We start from the raw sequence: 17,895 nt of genomic DNA, 5'->3' as shown, positions 1-17,895 counted from the left end.
GACGGATTAAATTTGTACCGCTCTGTTCTTTAAGCGCCCTACAAGCGGAACGACAATGATACCGGCGATAACAACTTGCATCACATTGCCTGGTATAGAGCCAAGCGGAAGGATCCAGTTACCGTAAAGAATCACTTCGGCAAAATAGTAGCCCACGATTTTCACAATCAGCGCAGCAACAACTGCCAGTGTGTTGACAAGTGCTCTTTTACCAGGTGCTTTTTCAGAGATAAGACCTGCTAAAAAGCCCATAGCCCCTACAATAATAAACGTAAACGGTGCCCATGCTGTCCAGCCCGAGATCAGATCGAATAACCCCATTCCAAAAGCGCCGGCGATGGCTCCTGTTTTTTTACCGTAAATAAAGGCCGCTATAAAAAGAGGAACGTTGCCTAAATGGATGAGACCTCCGTTACTCATGATTGGAAGCTTTATGTTGATAAACATTGTCGCTACAAACGTCAGTGCGATAAAAAGCGCATGCATGGATAAAGCTTTGATTTTGGTTGATTCTCTTGGTGAGTATGTTGAATTCATCTGTTGACCTCTTTCTTTTTTTACTACTATCATACTCCTATTTGGATACTAAATAAATATGTAAAACTATTTATTTAGTAGGGTATATCATTCTAGCAGCACACAGAGATCCGCTAACTTCAAAAATTGTCCTATCTCTTCTTAAAAAATAAAGCTGCCTCTCCTTCCTTTAGCAGACTGCACCTCCTAATTTTTGTTATGGCAAAGTGTCTGTTCGGACATAATATGAGCAAATCGTTCTTTTTCAAGAGTTGACGAAGGCTGATAAATATGAGAAGTTATATGTTTGTAGAAATGAATGGAATAACTTAGAATTCCAGCGGAACCTGTTACTATCATTGTACTGATATTGACCAAGTCCGTTCAGATTGTGGCAGTCATAATTTTTACATACAGCAAGCAAGTTATAGGAGGAGCAAGAATGGATAATAACGATATTTTAATTAGATTACGATATGCCTTAGATTTAAAAAATACAGAAATGGTAGAGATCTTTACTCTTGGCGGAGTAGACGTAACAAAAGAAGACGTATTAAAAATCCTTACGAGAACACCGGATGAAGAAGACGAGGATGCAGTTCATGCGGACGATCATATACCGTGCACGAACAGTATGTTAGATTCTTTTTTAAACGGTTTTATTACCTTTAAAAGAGGAAAACAAGATCCTAAATCAGGGCAAGCACCTCCAGCGCCGGTTCAGAGCAATCAAAATATGTATAACGTCTTATTAAAGAAAGTGAAAATCGCTTTATCCCTAACAAGTGAAGAGATGTTAGAAGTATTTGATGACGGTGGAATACGTGTATCTAAAGCAGAATTAGGTGCTTTATTACGAAAAAAAGGCCATAAAAATTACAAACCGTGCAAAGAGAATTTTGCTCGAAAATTCCTAAGAGGCTTAACCGTACAATATAGAGGATAACATGATACACACTTTTTCAAATCAGAGTATCCATTATGAAATACGATATAAAAACCGAAGTTCTTTTGCAATTAAAGTAGACGGATACGGAACGGTCGAAGTCCTTGCTCCTAGAGGGACGTCTACTGAACAAGTACTTTCGGTACTAGAGAACAACTGGGCATTGATTCAGCAAAAAATAAATGAAATGAAAGATAGAACGCATGGACCAAAGAAAAAAGTCTATGAACACGGAGAAAGCTTTTTGTATGTAGGAAAAAACTATCCGATACAGATTCATCACGATTCGACTATTACAAAGGATTCTGTAGTGTTTGAAGCGAACACGCTTCAGATTTATGTCAATCAGCACGACGATGAAGCGATAAAACAAGCGCTCAAACGTTTTTACTATCAACAATGTAAAGCGCTCGTAACCAAAAGTATCTCCTCCTATCAAAAACATTTTAAAACAAAGCCGCGATCCATCTCGATTTCCGATAGCAAAAAAGCGTGGGGCACGTGTGATTCTAAGCGTCAGCTAACCTTCAACTGGCGGCTGGCAATGGCACCGCAGCACGTCATTGATTACGTAGTCGTTCATGAAATGTGCCACATGGTTCACATGAATCATGATCGGTCCTTTTGGCGTCTTGTCGGGAAAATTATGCCCGATTATCGTGAACAAGAGCACTGGCTGGAAATGTCGAGCTGGGAAATGACGGTGTAGTGGCTACATAAAAAAGAGCAGAAGCCCCGGGGCATACTGCTCTTTTTTTATCTTTAACTATAGCGATATTTTCTTAAATCTTTTAAAATCGAAATTTCTTTTAACAATTCTTCTCCGACATTTGTTTCTAAAACCATTTTTCTTTCTAGTTCTTTATCGACCAATCGCTTTACGGATAAGACGTCCGTTCCTTCTAATAAAATATCTTCTTTTGAATTAAAGTGTTTGTGAGCAACTAGCTGCATGCCGTAAGAATTATATAATAATGTATATCCAGCGATACCTGTTGTGGATTGATACGCTTTTGAAAAACCGCCGTCAATAACAATCATCTTTCCATTTGCTTTGACCGGGTTTTCTCCTTCGATTTCTTTGACAGGCGTATGACCATTAATAATATGACCGTGATCAGGATTCAGATTAAATTCTGCGAGGATGTTTTGGCAGACTTCCTCATTTTCCCGTAAATAGTAGTATGGATTTTTCTTCTCTTTATGCGTTGCTTTATCACTGATAAAATATCGTTCAAACGTCGTCATGGCGCGTTTCCCAAAGAGTGATGAATATTCTCCTGTCCATAGGTACCAGACCATATCTGTTGCCAAATCATCCGTTTCTTCAGGGTGCGCAAAAGCCTCCTGTAAATAATGTTCAAACACATCAAGCAAGTTACGGCCTGCATACGTTTTATCTTCTATCGTCATTTTTTCCATGTTTCCTTCTTCATCTAAAGGAATGCAGCCGTGTATTAATAAGTTTCCGTTGTATTTCAAATAAAGGCTGCCTTTTTTCATCAGAAACTTCATATGTCTCGCCAGCTTTTCCGAATGCTGCACGGAAAGCAGCAGTCTTTCCATTACCTGCTCTTCTTCTTCTAATAGCTGATCAGGCTGCGCCGGATCCACCGTTGCAAAGCAGCTGTTTTCTAGCGGATATGTGTTTCCGTATATCGTAATTTCATTTTTATCATAATCAATTTTTTCAAGCAGCAGCCTTTCTGACATATTAAAGAAAGGACGTCTTTTTATAATCGGACTTTCAAGCTTGAACTGAATCATCGCAATGGCCTGATGAATTTTCGTGATTTGTAGTCGCTCGTGATCGGATAGCTTGTCACTCGAGCTTACTTTTGGTCTAAAAGCAGGATTATCATCATAGTATTTCTCCGCCAAGTTAAGCAGCGGTCTCAGGTTAATGCCATATACGTCTTCAATAATATCTAGATTGTCGTATCTCGCGCAGATCCGAATAATATTGGCAAGACACACTTTCGAGCCCGCAAAAGCGCCTAGCCATAGCACATCGTGGTTTCCCCACTGAATATCAACGGAGTGATAGTTAATCAGCGTATCCATAATTTTATCCGGTTCAGGTCCACGATCATAAATATCCCCTACTACGTGCAGATGGTCCACAACCAATCTTTGCGTCGTATAAGCTAGCCCTATAATAAGCTTATCGGCTTGCCCTAAAGAAATAATCTGCTGAACAATCTTTGTATAGTACTGTTCTTTATTTGTAAATTCATCCGTTTTATATAGCAGCTCTTCAATAATGTACACAAATTGATCCGGCAACGCTTTACGCAGTTTAGAGCGCGTGTATTTAGAAGAAGCGTACGAGATGAGATTAAGCATACGATCGATGATTTCTTTATACCATTCATATAGTTCTCGTTTGTTTCGAAACTGCGCTTTAATCAACGGTAATTTTTCTTCAGGATAATACACTAATGTCGCAAATTCATTGATTTCTTTGTCAGATAATACATTTTTAAAAAGGTCTTTGATTTTCTCTTTTACATTTCCTGAACCATTTCGCAGCACGTGCTGAAAAGCTTGATACTCGCCGTGTAAATCACTGACAAAATGTTCAGTCCCCTTTGGCAGATGAAGAATAGCTTCAAGGTTAATAATTTCGGTTACCACTTTTTCTTCCGTATCATACTTTTGTGCAAGTAAATCTAGATATTTTGTGTTCAAAACTATGTATCCCCTTTCAACGTTCACCATTTAGTACAATCACTCATCAAGCTTGTGATTATGATGTTAAATACCTTTTATTTAACTCTTCTCTTTTCTCTCCACGCCTCACCCCTTTATTTTAACCTATTTTACGTATGGGTAAAATGGTATAAAGTCTATTTGTCTATAAAGATTAAGCGGTCTTGCCCCCTTGAAGATGATAGCTAGCTGGTAACAAAAAAACCTGCTGATCTTAGTCAGCAGGTTCGATACATATGAAAGAAGCGCACATAATTAAGAAAGTTTACTCCGACCTCTATACAATAGCAGAGTTTTTCTTCCCTCGCTGTGAGAAAACGCACATCGCCAAGTCCTTGGTGGTGGTACGATAAAGATGACCTTTCTGAGACAGGAAAAGTCATCCTTTGTATGATATAAGAATCATCATTCTGTTGAATCTCTGTTCTTCTACGTTCAGAGATTTTTTCTGTTGGCTTTGTTAAATACAGCACGAGAGGAAAGTGAATACAAATACATATAGTACACGTAGGCTATCTGAGTCTGCTGTTTGACGGCGGAAGAAGTTGCATGTGGCTTTTCCGAGTAACAATTGCTTCTATTATAATATGGAACGCTGTTGTCAAATTTCCAAGGAAGAAATACAAAGGAAAAATCATTACGTGAATGTATACAGGTATCCTATCTACTTTAACTCTGACCGTCTCATTTTTTCAGCATATCCGATTTTAAAACCCTCCGCTCAGCAAGTGGATTTTACGATATAAAAAAGCAGCGGATGTAAAACATCACGCTGCTTTTTCTTATCTCTACACGCCTAAGTAAAAAAGGATGTGGTAGAGTGTTCTTACAATGTATTGATGATGTTAGTGAATATTATTCTTTCGGAAATTACCGCCTTTAACTTCGGCTACGTCATATACCGTAACAAAAGCCGTCGGGTCAATTTCATTGATAATTTCTTTCATTTTGCTTTCTTCCAAGCGGTTGATTACACATGTGATTTCCTTGAATTTCTCATGGGAGTATCCGCCGTAAGCTTCTTTATATGTAGCGCTTCGACCTAAACGATCACGTATTGTCTCTACCATTAACGCAGGCTGAGAAGTGATAATCTGGAAGGTTTTCGATCCGCTTAGACCTACTTCTACGATGTGAATAACTTTGGATGCAATAAAGTATGCAATTGCAGAAAGAATCGCGCCTTGCAGACCAAATACTAATGAAACAAAAATAAAGACAAACGCATTTAAGAACAAAATAAGATCACTTGTTCCAAACGGCAATTTTCGAGAAAGCAGTACAGCTAGCATATCGATGCCATCTAGCGCGCCGCCATTACGCAGTGCAATTCCCATTCCAAAACCAAGGATAATACCGCCGACAACGGTTACGAGTAGTGTATCTCCTTCAATAATCGCTGGAGTATGATGCATGAGGCTTGTACCGACAGCTAGTGAGACGATTCCGAGGATGGAAAATATAGCAAAACTTTTCCCGATTTGTTGATATCCTAACCATACAAAAGGAATATTAATAACGGCAATGAGAACTCCTAGTGGTAAGCCAAATAGGTTTGACGCAACGATACTAATGCCTGTTACTCCTCCATCTGAGACGTGGTTTGGAATTAGGACAGTTTCTAAGCCGTAAGCTGCAATAATCCCTCCGATAATGACCATTAGTGCTCGGAAAGCAATTTTTAGCCGCTTAGGCCTGTGGTGTTTTTTAGTTGTGTTCATATAATTCCTCGCTTTTAAATGTTTTTTACTATTTAAGTGTACCACAAACATTCTCTTTATTTGAACTGAGGAGGCTTACGTATCGGTTTTTAGCTCACATAGTGCAAAATAGACAAAGGCGAACTTCTAGTTATACAGACTCTATCCTTGCAATACGTCATCATTTCTGTTAAGTTTAAGAAGAATTATTTTTGTTCGGCAAAGATTGATAAGTTACATAACTTTCGTCTATAGATTTGAGCAAGGATAGTAACACAATGTGTGCGTGTCACACTAGGAGGCAACAATTATGGAACAAGGTAAAGTAAAATGGTTTAACGCAGAAAAAGGTTTTGGATTCATCGAACGCGAAAACGGAGACGATGTATTTGTACATTTCTCAGCAATCCAAAGCGAAGGCTTCAAATCTTTAGACGAAGGTCAAGAAGTTACATTTGAAGTAGAACAAGGTCAACGCGGCCCTCAAGCTACTAACGTTCAAAAAGCGTAATCCATCATAAATAGAAAAAGACAGACTCCATGGAGTCTGTCTTTTTCATTACTTTGAAAATGTAATAATAAAACCCTATCCACTGAGGAATAGGGCTTATTAATACAAAAATAGTAATCGGTAATACAAATGGTAAACTCAGTATAGCATAGTATTGGCGTAATCCAAACTATAAATCAATATTTCTTCATAAATAATTATGATTCGTGTTTCATTAACTCTTCTTCAAAGAAAAATGTACTTGGATATTTATCAACTGTATAAGAATATCTTTTCATATTTTTCACATACTGACTTTTTACAATGATCACTATTTCATTAGATGCTTTTATACTTACTGTTTCTCCATTAGCAAATAAGCTTATAGTCATATCCTTCATCCTCTCTTATATCAAAAACAATTAAATTTTTAACTTTATTTATCGGGAAATATAATGTGCAGCTTATATTTGAGACGTTAGCAGCATTCTGATAGTCAGCAACCTTTTCCAACGGCTAGTCCAATGAAGATTTCTTTTTTAATTATTAGAATCCAAAGCAAAAAGACCCCTATGTGGAGTCTTTTTACGTTGGATGAATTATGCTACTTTATGAACGTTAGCAGCTTGTGCTCCGCGTTGACCTTGTTCAATGTCAAACGTTACTTTTTGACCTTCTTCTAACGATTTAAAGCCTTCACCTTGAATAGAGCTGAAATGTACGAATACATCGTCTCCGCCTTCAACTTCAATAAAGCCGAAGCCTTTGTCTGCATTAAACCATTTCACTGTACCTTGTTCCATAATAGTGCCTCCTGGTGTGGAATACTCCACACTTGTATTACTACCCTTGTCCAACCATACTATCTTAAGATAAAAAATTCTATTGAAGAGATTTCTCTTCTCTCAATCCTATACCGAACAAAAATAATTAATTTAATCGTAACATACGGAACCGCAGATAGCAAATACAGGAAATGGAATAAATCATCGAACGATAAAAAGAGCCTTCTCTTTGTAGCTCTATACAAAGAGAAGGCTCTTTTTGAGTGTTCCTATTTTACGCAGCAGTGAATGTAGCAGCTGCTTATTATTTACTTTATTTTTCTGTTTGCTCTGTGTGCCACCATAATGAATCTTTTGGATTTTCAACCGCTTCATTGTACTCAGACTTAGAAGCAACTGTAGGGTATGAACCTTTCAGTGATTTTCCTGCCGTGTTCGCGAACAGGAACAAGATTACGAAAAATCCGATGATGCTCACGATGGTTAAATAGAACGCTGGAGCTAAGTGATTGCCCGTTGCGTGAACTAACCATGTCGCAACTAATGGCGTCGTTCCACCAAAGATAGAAACTGAAACATTAAACGTAATCGCTAATGTTCGGTAGCGAATATCTGTGTAGAACATCGTTGGCAGCGTTCCAGGCATTGTTCCTTCATACGTGGCAAGGAAGATACCTAGAATAAGAATACCGATTGAAACAAAGACTAAACCATTTAAGTTGATTAAATAGAACGAAAAGGCTGACAGTAAGCTCAATCCGCCTAAACCGATTAAGAAAACTTTCTTGTTTCCGATTTTATCGCTCAGTTTTCCAAACATAAGGGCAAGCGGCACCATTAAAATCATAACTGCCGTAATTAATACCGTACCAACTGTGTTTGATAAACCAATAATTTCATTTAAATAAGAAGGCATATAAGATAATAGCATGTAGTTTGTAATGTTAAAGAAAGCCACGGCTACGAAACAAACAAACACGTCTTTTTTGTGATTTTTTAAAATAGAGAGGAAGCCTTCTTCTTCCACTTCGTCTTCGTTAGAAAGTTCATTTTCAAAAATAGGTGTTTCCCCTAAACTTCTTCGTAAATAAAAACCAATAAGTCCTAAAGGCAATCCTAATAAGAAGGGAATTCTCCAGCCCCATGAGGCCATCTGTTTATCCGACAGAAGAATAAACAGCAAGCTAGCTAGCAGTGAAGCAAGAATATAACCAACAAGTGTACCGATTTCTAGTCCACTTCCAAGCATATTACGCTTATTATCTGGAGACGACTCTGCAATATACACCATCGCACCAGCATATTCACCACCAGTTGAAAAACCTTGAATGATTCGTGCAATTAATAAAAGAATGGGTGCCCATATACCGATTTGGTCATATGTAGGTAATAAACCAATGAGCAATGTGGAGAAGGCCATTAAAATAATGGTGGTGGTTAAAACGACTTTTCTTCCTAACTTGTCTCCAATTTTACCGAATATAACACCGCCCAATGGACGCATTAAAAAGGCAATCGCAAATGTGGCAAATGTGAATACTAATTTGAGCTGATCATTTTCAACTGCACTAAAAAAGTTTTGACTAATAATCACGGCTAAATATGAATACAAGCCAAAATCAAACCATTCCATCGCGTTTCCTACTCCTGTAGCAAAGACGCTTTTTTTAGCTTTGTCAATATCTACGACGTTAATTTTTTTCTTGTTAAACTTCATTTCATCACGTCACCTCCGCGGTATACGATTATACAAGACTGAGTAGTAAAGTCAAATTTGACTTACTGTAATTCATACGTAACTGTCTTGGAACACTACTTATTTTTAAGTAAAAAACAAAAAATATTCATCTGGCGGTAAATATAAAAAAGGTTGCTGCTAAAGGGGTTAGAGAAAAAAATGCTAAAGAATAATCGTTGATAAAGAAATTAATTAAAAATAAAATAATTTTTCATTTCAACGTACAATTCACGGATCATAATTTCCACTCAGATCACCTGACAATTATTGTCACAACCCATTAGATACAAGCTTCATTTTTGCAATGAATACACGGTTTTCATTACAAAAATTATGTAAACTTAGTAATAAATTATAAAGCTCGTTCTAATACTCGTTCTAATAATTGTAACAGTGTATGATTCTGCCCTTAGAACAAAATTTCAAGAGTTGGAGTTGGCTGGGTTCGGGGGATAAAAATTCAACTCCTTTCTCCCTATCGTGGTTCGTGGCTTCATGGAAGTTTTCTACCGTAAAAGCAAACTGGTTTACAGCCCTGCTTTTGTCATATTCTTCAAGCTTTGTAATATGCTCGCTCAACCTCCTCACCAAGCTGTTTTTCCAAATTGAAAGGTATCCTCTTTCTTCTCTTAAATACCCTCTAAGACAAACTTTAAACCTACATTCACTCATATAGTTTTGAACATAAAGATTCACGATAATTACAATTATTTACATTAAATAAGCGTGAGTGTGCGATGACATAAAAAATAGACCTCCACTTAGACGGAGATCTATTTTTTCACTTGCTTTATTTTTTAGTAAGGCTGCCATTTCGCTCTAAAATTGGTACTTCAATATCTACCGTATTTGGATATTTAACTCCAAGCCCTGTATTTAAAGCAACAACCGTTTCGTTTTCTTTAATCCAGCCTTCTTCTCGCAAACGGCGTGCAGCTAAAAATGTAGCCGCACCTTCCGGACAAATAAACGATCCTTCAAGCTGCGCAACCTTTTTTTGTTCTTCCACAATCTTATCTTCATCGACCGCAATTGCACATCCATTTGTATTGTATACGGCTTCTAAAACAAGAAAGTCCCCGATTGCTTTTGGTACGTTGATACCAAAGGCAATGGTTGAAGAATCCGGCCAAAATTCAGATTCTTGTTTTCGTTCATTCCATGCTTTTACAATAGGTGCGCAGTTTTCAGCTTGTACCGCAACTAAACGAGGAAGATCACCTTTAATCCAGCCGAGCTCTTTTAACTCATTTAACGCTTTATAGATTCCAATTAAGCCAACGCCTCCTCCTGTTGGATATAAAATCACATCAGGAAGATTCCAAGAAAACTGTTCAGCAATTTCTAGGCCCATTGTTTTTTTACCTTCGATTCGGTACGGCTCTTTAAGCGTAGAAGCATCATAAAGATCCCAGGCTTTAATAGCCTCACCGACAATTTTACCCGCATCGCTGATGAGTCCATCGACTAAGTAAAGGTCAGCTCCAGCGACAGCACACTCATTTCGTGTAATAAGAGGCGCATCTTTTGGCATCACAACGGTTGCTTTTATGTCAGCGCGTGACGAATACAGCGACCAAGCAGCTCCGGCATTTCCATTTGTAGGCATCGCTAACTGTTCAACGCCAAGTTCTTTTGCTTTTGACACACCTACAGCGGCACCTCTAGCTTTAAATGATCCCGTTGGAATAATGCCTTCATCTTTCATATATAAGTTTGGAATGTTCATTTCTTTACCTAGCTTAGGCATTTTTATAAGCGGCGTCATCCCTTCACCTAAGGAAACAACGTTTTTAGGATCTTCTACTGGAAGGAGCTCATGATATCTCCATAAATTTGGTTCCCTGCTTTGAACAGCTTCTGGAGTCAAGTTAGCTTTCAATCTCTCTAAATCATACGCTACCAATAGCGGTGAGCCACATTCACATAATTGATGTTTTTCTTTTGGACTATATTCTTTTTTGCATTTAGGACAATATAAGTGAGAAACATAACTAAACGGCATCATACACACTCCTTTAAATTCTGTAAACGTACTATATACATTATAATTTATATTATTTTTATCAGAATTGTAAGGTATGATTTACCCATCATTTTTTGAATATTTTAAAAAGCATAAAACCCTATTAAATTAAGATTTTATGCTTTTTCCTACGTTGTTTATATTACTTTTTTAGAATTAACCTCAGTAAATTTAAATAAAAACGCGAAAAAGAAACGCACTTCACACTTTAAATATAGGAATAATTATTTTAGTGTGTTAAAAAGCGACTTGAAGGAGGTAACGAAGGGCAGTGAGTGCACTTTCGATGCTGAACAAACGTAATAATAGAATGTACACTTATATAAAACTCCACCTTCACTATTATTCAGAACGAAACTGTTTCAAAAAGACCTGTCTTAAACTATTTGACAATGCGTCTGCTTGCAGAACTCTATCCAGCTTCTCTTTATTAAACCGGTCTTTGAATTTTACATCATTAACTGCTGCTATAGACACTTTGTTCGGATCTTTTTCAAGCAGGATCAACTCATCTCTCACGGAGACGATGCCTTCTTTCAAAACGCGAAATAAAAACCCTGTATAGCCCGTGTCTCTCATTTTCACGACGATATCCGGCACTTCGTATTTTGCAGCAAGCTTGTAACAAGGATTTCTAGGTTCAGATATTTGAATAATAGCCTCACCAAATGCAAATATATCCCCGACGTGCGCGTTTCTTTCTGTTAATCCAACGGTTGTGATGTTTTCTCCAAACAACGCGATTTTAACAGGGTTTTGGATGATGTTATTCCAGTATTCATAATAATCATAAGGATACAGACATAGCGCTTTGTCCACTCCTCCATGATCTTTGTACGCCTGCTCGTCACCTTCTAGCCCCAACTTACTTAAAAAGACGGGTTCATCTGCTGCTGTTTTTCTAATAGCTGATTGAAACGTTCGTTTTCCATACGTAAGTGTTTCAATTTTTCCGTAGTTAAGCGACTGAACTTGATAGTGATTTGCCATATGCTCTCTCCTTTTTTAAATCAATAGATTTTTTCATCATGTGATAATTCTTTCACCTCTGAGCGCTTGTGCATGAATGCAGTAAGCACTAGCAAACAAGCTGTTAACACAAGTAAGATAAGAAATAACGGCGTATTTGTATGAAAGAGATCGCGCACAAAACCAGATAAAACCGGAGCGCATCCTCCTACAATATATCCCCCTGATTGCATCATAGCTGTCCATGAGCTTGCTTCTTGAGACGAACTTGTCTCGTTTAACGGCAGCATAAGAGCTAAAGGAAAAAGTCCTCCAAGCCCTATTCCTAATAGTATCGAAGAAAACCAAAGACTGGTTAAAGGATAGAGAATGAAAACTAAACCCGCTGATGCAAATAATGTACTGCTTACAAGCCAAAAGGTTTGGTTTTTATAATAATCGGCTAGCGTTGGAATTAAAAAGCTAAACGCCATTTGAACGAACGTAAAAACGGTAATAAGCGTACCCGCTTCTTGATTGCTCATGCCCAAATCGTGTGCGGCTGGCGCTAGCCATGTGGTCACAGAGTAAAAAATGCCGGCTTGCAGCCCAAAGAAAAGCGTAAATACCCAGGCTTTTTTATTTTTTAACGGCAGCTTGTTTTTTCTGGAGCCAAACGCTTGCTGAGATTTACGCGCAATCGGAGACCAAACAATGAGAGCAATCACGGCCAGCACGCTCCAGCTAGCAAGAGCTACATTCCACGAATCGTGCAGTACATGCTGCAAAGGTACCGTCAGCCCCGCGCTTAACGAAGCGCCCGTTCCCATGCCCACGGAGTAAATTCCGATCATGAGGCCTATTCTATTCGGAAATTTCTTTTTGATAAATCCCGATAACAGCGGTCCAGCGATGGCAATACCTACACCTAAAAGAAAAGCACTGCTTAAAAGAACAGATATTGAGTGTGCGGCCACTCTCATACACGTCGCGATTCCAATCACCACTAAGCAAAAAGAAATCACTTTTTCAGCTTCCCACAGCCCTTCAAGTTTTCCTGTAAACAATGCAAACAACCCCATACATAACACAGGAATAGCTGTTAGAAAACTAACTGTAACATTGCTCAATCCCAGCTGATTACGTATGGTTTCAAGCACAGGCGATACGGATGTAATACCGATTCGTAAATTAATTGAAACTAAAAATAAAGCAATCACATACACATATATTCTCTCTTTTGACTTCATGTTGTTATTCCTCCCTCGTTGATTCAGTATATCATCTGATGTTTAGTTTTTTAAAAAAGGAACTTAGGTAAGCTCCAAATTTTGACCGGCATATTTTTTTGCTTGTTCTGTATCTCCATTCAAAATAGCGGTAAATAAGTTTTCATGAATGGTGGAATTATCTTTATAATCAACCGTTTTTAAAATGAGCTGACTCAGCGTATGTCGCAGTACAGGCACAAACGATTGATATAAATCCATTAAAACATTATTTTTACTAGCTTCTGCAATCGAAAGATGAAACTGAATGTCAGCCTCTATATATTCAGCATAATTGCCTTTTTCAAGCTCTTTTTTTCGTTTATCTAAATGCCCTTTCATCTTTAACAAGTCTTCATCCGTTCGACGCTGCGCCGCTAACATCGCCACTTGCAAATCAAGCATTTCACGCGCTTCATAAATATGATTGATATCTGCCGTTTGAAGTCTTGTTTCAAACGAATCCTGTGTGAAGCTAAGAGACTTAATTCTCGTTCCTTTTCCTTGTTTCACTTCCAGTACATTTGTATGAACAAGAATTTTAACCGCTTCTCGCAAGGTAGATCGCCCTACCCCCAGCTCTTCCATTAGCTGAGGCTCCGTTGGAAGCTGATCTCCTACCTGATATTGACCTGAAAAAATTTTCGTTTGAAGCTGCTCTAGCACCTCATCCACTAGCTTTCGACGCGGTACTTTTGAAAACGATTGTTTATTATGTATATTCATCTGCTCATCTCCTGTTTATATCACCTTTATGATAAACAATTTTATGTTGTTTGGCAAGAGTGCTATAGATTAAGGAGCAGCGCGTGGAGTGCTCGTTACACTAATAATTAAACAAGGAGAATCACCGCCCCTTACTTCTAGATTTTAATAAGTCTTTATCAGTAGTAAAAAAAGGCTCCGTTAAACTTAAAAGCCTGCCTACTCAAACCTAAACCCAATCCCGCCGTCTACAATAATGTTTTGACCCGTAACAAACGATGCGTCATCCGAAAGGAGCCATTTTACTGCTTTTGCGGCTTCAAACGGATCACCAATTCTGCCTAGCGCGTTTAATTTTTGATAGGATTCATTGAGCTTTTCTTTTTCCTCTGAAGATAGAGCTAAAAACTTTTCTTCTAGCATAGACGTCCGAAATGCACCTGGACACAGAGAGTTAATTCTTATGTTTTGATGGCCATATTCTTGAGCAACTGACTTTGTTAAAGCAATCACACCGCTTTTTCCGGCCGCATATACGCCTGTCCCTGCTGAACATAAAATAGCGTCCATTGACGACGTATTCACGATGACACCGCTGTTTTGTTTGGTCATTACCTGCAGCTGATATTTCATACAAAGCCATACGCTTTTTAACGTAACGTTTATTAAATGGTCAAAGTCTTCTTCTTTGAATTCATGGGTAGCATTAGAAGCTGCCTCCGTGTTAGCCGCATTATTAAAGCCCACATCAATTTTTCCAAAAGTAGAGTATGTGTGGCTCACAAGGTTTTTGACATCTTGACTATTCGTTACATCCGTTTTAATAAAAAGAGAGTGAGGAGACCATTTTCTTAATACAGAAAGAGCTTCTTCTCCTTTTTCACTATTTCTAGAAGCAATCACAACATGCATGCCCTCTTTTGCGAGTAATTCCGCTGTTGCTAAGCCAATCCCCGACGTTCCACCCGTAATAATCCCTACTTTTTCTTCAAACATATAGTTCTCCCCTTTTGTGTTCAATAAGATCCCAAAAAATTAAATTTAGTAACATTAGCCATAGAAGTTATTCAGCTTTGGGTAGATTAATACCTGCTTCGAAACACTAAAAAGAGAGTGAGACACAACTAAAGCAATTCAATCTAAAGGCGAGCAAATCGGATACATGAGCTAGTTTGGGTCACTCGCTACACCGCTGTTGATTTCCGTGCAAGGCTTCGCTTTCCGCGGGCGGCCGCTGATCCTCCTCGTCGCTTACGCTCCTGCGGGGTCTCACCTATTCCGCTTTTCCCGCAGGAGTCTTCGCCTTGCCCTCCAATCAACTGCTAGACGCACGTACCCACATAAACGAAATCTACGTTCATCCCAATAACAAAAAATCCGAACGAGTTTGATTCTCCATCAAGAATCTCCATTCCTTGTTCGGATTCACCTTCAACTACACTACTTTTGTCACAACCTCTTTTAATTAGCATTAGCCACTAACTTGATGTTGAGAAACAGATAAAGTAGATTTTCGATTCCATAAATAAAAGGCATATCCGCCTAAAAATAAAAGCAGCGCGTAATTAACAAATAAAGAATCATTTGCGTTGACAGGGCTTGTAAACTGGAGAAAATTATTTAAGCCATGAAATACAATCGTCACTCCAATCGATTGACCGTTAACGATCAGTAAAGCCAAGACCAACCCAATAACAAATGCAAATAAAATTTGAAAAATTGTATTTGCTACCGATTGACCGCTTAGCATATTCAAACTGTGCGTAAAGGCAAATAGGAACGATGATAGAAGAACCGCCACTTTATAGCTTTTTGATAACAGCAAATTCAGCATAAATCCTCTAAATACCATCTCCTCTACAAATGCTATGACTAGAGTTTGGGTAAGCAAAATAAGAACAATATCTGCAGTAGAACTTCCGTGTACACCTTTGTTCCCGATGAGGATAATAAGCAAATACAAAAGAAGCGGAGAAAGAACGAGGATTCTTGTTCTAAAGGACATGTTTTGTTGAAAGGAGAAAAAATGCTGCCACTTTTTTGTTTTTGTTAGATAAAAAGCTATTCCTATTGCTAAAGGGACAACTCCTAAAAACTGAAGATAATGTGCAGTAGGATGCGTCATGCTCACGTATGCACCGTTTACCACAAACCAAAAGATAACTAAGATTTCTAGGCCAATAACTTTCCATAAAAGCTTTGACTTGATCATCACTACACTACCTTTCTACTTTAGGCTTCATTGATAACCTATATTCGTTTTAAGGATTTTATATGTTTTCACCTTTTTATCATTCAAGCTCAAAGACCATGTGAGGCAACGCTTTTTCCTTTTAAAATAAGAAGATCGTTCCTCCTTTTTTACTGTGATTACACAAGATACAAAAATGCACAAAACCCTGCCCATGTGACGTAATCACTGAACTCCATTTTTTTATCGCCTCTCACGAGTACATTTACAGCCCAATTCAAAACACTTCCCTCAGACGTTTTATCTACATATTTTCTCGCTAAAGCGTATGCACCCACTCGAAATAAGTAATAGCTGATTAAACATAAAAAAGAGATGGTCATAAAATTTAAATTTAACTCTTTCACCTTGTACACCTCATCGTTTTTGTGTTATTACATAACATTGCTTTTTATTTCTGTTCATAAAAATCTTTTTTGACACCTTTCAAAAGCTTTAAGATTTCTTTATAAAAACAGATAATTAACATTCCAGCGATGTTTGTCACCATCATAATCATAAGATTGCCGATGATGAGACTCAGAAAATTCCCAAAAAACATGAGGCCAATTCCGATATAAAAGCCTGGGTGAAGCAGCTTATCGTCGTCTTCTTTTTCTTCTTCCTGAATGTTTATTCTGTTTTGTAACGCAGCATCATTTTTAATAAACTCATTAATAGTTGTTCCATAGATGTCGCTTAAGTTTAAAAGTTGTTGGATATCAGGGTAGCTCTGATTACCTTCCCATTTATGTATGTGCTGTACCGATACACTCAGCTGTTCAGCAACCTCTTCTTCTGACATTTTTTGTTCTTCTCTTAATTTTTTTAATTGATTTCCTAGCCTCAACTCATTCACCTCTATAACTGTGGCAGCTTGTAAACAAAATTTGTTTGCACTACGTTTTCTCGTTTTCTACAATTCTAACATATTGTGGTAAAAAAGAAAGAAACAGTAATGAGACGTATAAACCATAAAACGATACCCCTAAAAAATAGTGAGAATTCTCATGTGTAAAAAATGAAAGAATGCACTTTTATCTTCATCCTTTTATTGTTTATACTAAATAGTGGATTGTAAGAACGTAGAAATAAAAAAGGAGGCAAACTGACGATGGAAATGCTACTGATTTATCTATTTGTTATCGCTCTTATTGGATTCATTATTTGGAGAAAGATGAAAAAGAAAAATAAGCCCATTAAAAAGAATGGACTTGGTATATTAGCACCTATTTTTTTCATATTAATTGCATTTTCTCTTAGTCTAAGTCAACTGATGCACATACCGGGCCAGCCCTTTCACTTACCACCCTACTGGGAAATGCTGATTGCTGGTGTATTAGGTATTGTGTTTGGACTTATTATGCTTAGCCAAACAGACTATGAAGTAAGAGAAGATGGCTTTATTTATTCAAAGCCAAACAAGAATTTTAAATATGTAATTATCGCCATTATCTTTATAAGAATGGCTTTGAGCCAGTACTTCAAAGGCTTAGATTCCATAGACTTCGCGGTCTTGACGATGACACTAGCTTTTATATATATTGTCATTTGGAGAGTTGGCAGCTATTTAAAATTCCGTAAATTAAATGGTGATAATTACAGTGTAAATGCTGGGTAATCATCAATATAACTAATCCTTCTTCCTGTTTGGAAAGAAGGATTTTTTGTCATAGTGAGTAAAAGTCTCGCGTGTTGTGTAAGACAACCTATATATTGTATAATGCAATATGTGTTTTTTATAACAGAAGTCTATCTATAAAAACAGATTATAGGAAAACTGTACCTAATCACCAGCTGTTTGATTTACAGGTATATAATGAAAGGAATC

Annotated in this window: 19 protein-coding genes; 4 read left to right on the top strand and 15 right to left on the bottom strand. The window is 37.6% G+C overall.

Annotated elements, in window-relative coordinates:
- Positions 1 to 6 precede the first annotated feature (6 nt).
- Entirely contained in the window at positions 7 to 537 is a 531-nt protein-coding gene (locus tag ACWATA_RS07440) for an ECF transporter S component (protein ID WP_328172515.1), read from the bottom strand.
- A gap of 421 nt (positions 538 to 958) precedes the next feature.
- Here ACWATA_RS07440 and ACWATA_RS07435 point away from each other — a divergent pair, with 421 nt between their 5' ends.
- A complete protein-coding gene (locus tag ACWATA_RS07435; RefSeq protein ID WP_028414616.1) occupies positions 959 to 1,462 on the top strand; it encodes a YehS family protein in 504 nt (167 codons plus the stop codon).
- Between the two features lies 1 nt (position 1,463).
- Positions 1,464 to 2,171 carry a M48 family metallopeptidase gene (locus tag ACWATA_RS07430; RefSeq protein WP_098112422.1) on the top strand — a complete coding sequence of 236 codons (708 nt, stop codon included), beginning with the start codon at positions 1,464 to 1,466 and terminating at the stop codon, positions 2,169 to 2,171.
- 53 nt (positions 2,172 to 2,224) lie between these two features.
- Here the strand turns inward: ACWATA_RS07430 and fbp are convergent, their stop codons facing one another.
- Together fbp and ACWATA_RS07420 are read right to left on the bottom strand one after the other, a co-directional pair.
- Positions 2,225 to 4,153 (bottom strand): fructose-1,6-bisphosphatase, encoded by a 1,929-nt coding sequence (gene fbp / locus ACWATA_RS07425; protein ID WP_028414618.1) that lies wholly within the window; start codon positions 4,151 to 4,153, stop codon positions 2,225 to 2,227.
- 866 nt (positions 4,154 to 5,019) lie between these two features.
- Positions 5,020 to 5,895 (bottom strand): YitT family protein, encoded by an 876-nt coding sequence (locus ACWATA_RS07420; RefSeq protein WP_013058095.1) that lies wholly within the window; start codon positions 5,893 to 5,895, stop codon positions 5,020 to 5,022.
- A gap of 289 nt (positions 5,896 to 6,184) precedes the next feature.
- On the opposite strand from ACWATA_RS07420, the gene ACWATA_RS07415 reads away from it, so the two are divergent.
- Positions 6,185 to 6,385: a cold-shock protein gene (locus ACWATA_RS07415; RefSeq protein WP_029714163.1), complete on the top strand. Its 201-nt coding sequence runs from the start codon at positions 6,185 to 6,187 to the stop codon at positions 6,383 to 6,385.
- A gap of 197 nt (positions 6,386 to 6,582) precedes the next feature.
- On the opposite strand, the gene ACWATA_RS07410 is transcribed toward ACWATA_RS07415, so the two are convergent.
- The 12 genes from ACWATA_RS07410 to ACWATA_RS07355 all read right to left on the bottom strand — a co-directional run bounded on the left by ACWATA_RS07410 (position 6,583) and on the right by ACWATA_RS07355 (position 16,923).
- Positions 6,583 to 6,756 (bottom strand): hypothetical protein, encoded by a 174-nt coding sequence (locus ACWATA_RS07410; RefSeq protein WP_165636422.1) that lies wholly within the window; start codon positions 6,754 to 6,756, stop codon positions 6,583 to 6,585.
- 207 nt (positions 6,757 to 6,963) lie between these two features.
- Positions 6,964 to 7,167 carry a cold-shock protein gene (locus ACWATA_RS07405; protein ID WP_014459099.1) on the bottom strand — a complete coding sequence of 68 codons (204 nt, stop codon included), beginning with the start codon at positions 7,165 to 7,167 and terminating at the stop codon, positions 6,964 to 6,966.
- Between the two features lie 295 nt (positions 7,168 to 7,462).
- Positions 7,463 to 8,866, bottom strand: coding sequence for an MFS transporter (locus ACWATA_RS07400; protein WP_165636421.1), 1,404 nt, complete (start codon positions 8,864 to 8,866; stop codon positions 7,463 to 7,465).
- Between the two features lie 811 nt (positions 8,867 to 9,677).
- Positions 9,678 to 10,892 carry a threonine synthase gene (locus ACWATA_RS07395; protein ID WP_430077822.1) on the bottom strand — a complete coding sequence of 405 codons (1,215 nt, stop codon included), beginning with the start codon at positions 10,890 to 10,892 and terminating at the stop codon, positions 9,678 to 9,680.
- A gap of 363 nt (positions 10,893 to 11,255) precedes the next feature.
- A complete protein-coding gene (locus ACWATA_RS07390) occupies positions 11,256 to 11,903 on the bottom strand; it encodes an MOSC domain-containing protein (RefSeq protein ID WP_430077824.1) in 648 nt (215 codons plus the stop codon).
- A 20-nt stretch (positions 11,904 to 11,923) separates the two neighbouring features.
- A complete protein-coding gene (locus ACWATA_RS07385; RefSeq protein WP_430077826.1) occupies positions 11,924 to 13,111 on the bottom strand; it encodes an MFS transporter in 1,188 nt (395 codons plus the stop codon).
- Between the two features lie 63 nt (positions 13,112 to 13,174).
- A complete protein-coding gene (locus tag ACWATA_RS07380) occupies positions 13,175 to 13,855 on the bottom strand; it encodes a FadR/GntR family transcriptional regulator (RefSeq protein ID WP_473049719.1) in 681 nt (226 codons plus the stop codon).
- 198 nt (positions 13,856 to 14,053) lie between these two features.
- Complete coding sequence (locus tag ACWATA_RS07375) at positions 14,054 to 14,830, bottom strand: SDR family NAD(P)-dependent oxidoreductase (protein ID WP_098113521.1); 777 nt, start codon at positions 14,828 to 14,830, stop codon at positions 14,054 to 14,056.
- 188 nt (positions 14,831 to 15,018) lie between these two features.
- Complete coding sequence (locus ACWATA_RS07370; protein WP_261763710.1) at positions 15,019 to 15,153, bottom strand: hypothetical protein; 135 nt, start codon at positions 15,151 to 15,153, stop codon at positions 15,019 to 15,021.
- A 152-nt stretch (positions 15,154 to 15,305) separates the two neighbouring features.
- Entirely contained in the window at positions 15,306 to 16,046 is a 741-nt protein-coding gene (locus ACWATA_RS07365; RefSeq protein ID WP_098113692.1) for a CPBP family intramembrane glutamic endopeptidase, read from the bottom strand.
- A gap of 158 nt (positions 16,047 to 16,204) precedes the next feature.
- Positions 16,205 to 16,432, bottom strand: a complete 228-nt coding sequence (locus ACWATA_RS07360) for a hypothetical protein (protein WP_098113691.1) — start codon at positions 16,430 to 16,432, stop codon at positions 16,205 to 16,207.
- Between the two features lie 44 nt (positions 16,433 to 16,476).
- A complete protein-coding gene (locus ACWATA_RS07355; protein WP_224980337.1) occupies positions 16,477 to 16,923 on the bottom strand; it encodes a helix-turn-helix domain-containing protein in 447 nt (148 codons plus the stop codon).
- A 255-nt stretch (positions 16,924 to 17,178) separates the two neighbouring features.
- On the opposite strand from ACWATA_RS07355, the gene ACWATA_RS07350 reads away from it, so the two are divergent.
- A complete protein-coding gene (locus tag ACWATA_RS07350) occupies positions 17,179 to 17,685 on the top strand; it encodes a CcdC protein domain-containing protein (protein WP_176551712.1) in 507 nt (168 codons plus the stop codon).
- Positions 17,686 to 17,895: the final 210 nt, after the last annotated feature.

Source organism: Priestia sp. USM5 (genome assembly GCF_058323215.1).
This window is presented reverse-complemented; position numbering and strand designations above follow the sequence as displayed.

What these genes read in the sequence shown, in the direction of transcription:
- ACWATA_RS07440 (WP_328172515.1), bottom strand. Translation starts at nt 537, where the DNA reads ATGAATTCAACATACTCACCAAGAGAATCAACCAAAATCAAAGCTTTA.
- ACWATA_RS07435 (WP_028414616.1), top strand. Translation starts at nt 959, where the DNA reads ATGGATAATAACGATATTTTAATTAGATTACGATATGCCTTAGATTTA.
- ACWATA_RS07430 (WP_098112422.1), top strand. Translation starts at nt 1,464, where the DNA reads ATGATACACACTTTTTCAAATCAGAGTATCCATTATGAAATACGATAT.
- ACWATA_RS07420 (WP_013058095.1), bottom strand. Translation starts at nt 5,895, where the DNA reads ATGAACACAACTAAAAAACACCACAGGCCTAAGCGGCTAAAAATTGCT.
- ACWATA_RS07415 (WP_029714163.1), top strand. Translation starts at nt 6,185, where the DNA reads ATGGAACAAGGTAAAGTAAAATGGTTTAACGCAGAAAAAGGTTTTGGA.
- ACWATA_RS07410 (WP_165636422.1), bottom strand. Translation starts at nt 6,756, where the DNA reads ATGACTATAAGCTTATTTGCTAATGGAGAAACAGTAAGTATAAAAGCA.
- ACWATA_RS07405 (WP_014459099.1), bottom strand. Translation starts at nt 7,167, where the DNA reads ATGGAACAAGGTACAGTGAAATGGTTTAATGCAGACAAAGGCTTCGGC.
- ACWATA_RS07400 (WP_165636421.1), bottom strand. Translation starts at nt 8,866, where the DNA reads ATGAAGTTTAACAAGAAAAAAATTAACGTCGTAGATATTGACAAAGCT.
- ACWATA_RS07395 (WP_430077822.1), bottom strand. Translation starts at nt 10,892, where the DNA reads ATGCCGTTTAGTTATGTTTCTCACTTATATTGTCCTAAATGCAAAAAA.
- ACWATA_RS07390 (WP_430077824.1), bottom strand. Translation starts at nt 11,903, where the DNA reads ATGGCAAATCACTATCAAGTTCAGTCGCTTAACTACGGAAAAATTGAA.
- ACWATA_RS07385 (WP_430077826.1), bottom strand. Translation starts at nt 13,111, where the DNA reads ATGAAGTCAAAAGAGAGAATATATGTGTATGTGATTGCTTTATTTTTA.
- ACWATA_RS07380 (WP_473049719.1), bottom strand. Translation starts at nt 13,855, where the DNA reads ATGAATATACATAATAAACAATCGTTTTCAAAAGTACCGCGTCGAAAG.
- ACWATA_RS07375 (WP_098113521.1), bottom strand. Translation starts at nt 14,830, where the DNA reads ATGTTTGAAGAAAAAGTAGGGATTATTACGGGTGGAACGTCGGGGATT.
- ACWATA_RS07365 (WP_098113692.1), bottom strand. Translation starts at nt 16,046, where the DNA reads ATGATCAAGTCAAAGCTTTTATGGAAAGTTATTGGCCTAGAAATCTTA.
- ACWATA_RS07350 (WP_176551712.1), top strand. Translation starts at nt 17,179, where the DNA reads ATGGAAATGCTACTGATTTATCTATTTGTTATCGCTCTTATTGGATTC.